A 403-nucleotide genomic window follows, 5' to 3' on the forward strand; every position below is an offset into this window, starting at 1 on the left:
CTCCAGGAAGCTGGCCTGCTGGGCGTCCTCCTCGCCGCGCATGATGCCCCCGGTCTGCGCCGGCTCCGATGGTCGCCCCATCCGCCCATGGTCGCGGGAGGATCGCCGTGCGCGCACCGCTTTCGCCCGTTTCATCGACCGGCGGTGACGGCGGTAAAGGCTGACGCGAGCCAGGCACCGATGACACCTGCTCCGATCCGCCGACGTTTGCGGGCGCCCAACTGAGCAAAGGAGCGGATCTCTGAGGGCCGGGGTTCGGGGCGGAGCCCCGAGGTCTTCATGGTCTGGTAGTCCCAAAGCGTGGCCGGCCGGCCCGGCCGATGCCGGCCGAAGGTCGCCAGCAGGCCGGGGCCGGGCCGGCGCGGCCCCGGTTGGGGGGCGGCGGGGTTTGTTTGTGGGGCAT

At 72.5% G+C, this 403-nt stretch carries 1 protein-coding gene; it reads right to left on the bottom strand.

Annotation, left to right across the window (positions count from 1 at the left end; all coding sequences use genetic code 11):
- Positions 1–131: 131 nt before the first annotated feature.
- A partial coding sequence (locus ACFYOS_RS33150; protein WP_387150230.1) for a hypothetical protein occupies positions 132–403 on the bottom strand: 272 nt, incomplete at its 5' end.

Origin of the sequence: Micromonospora sp. NPDC005806, from assembly GCF_042871425.1 — a bacterium.
Classification (GTDB): domain Bacteria; phylum Actinomycetota; class Actinomycetes; order Mycobacteriales; family Micromonosporaceae; genus Micromonospora.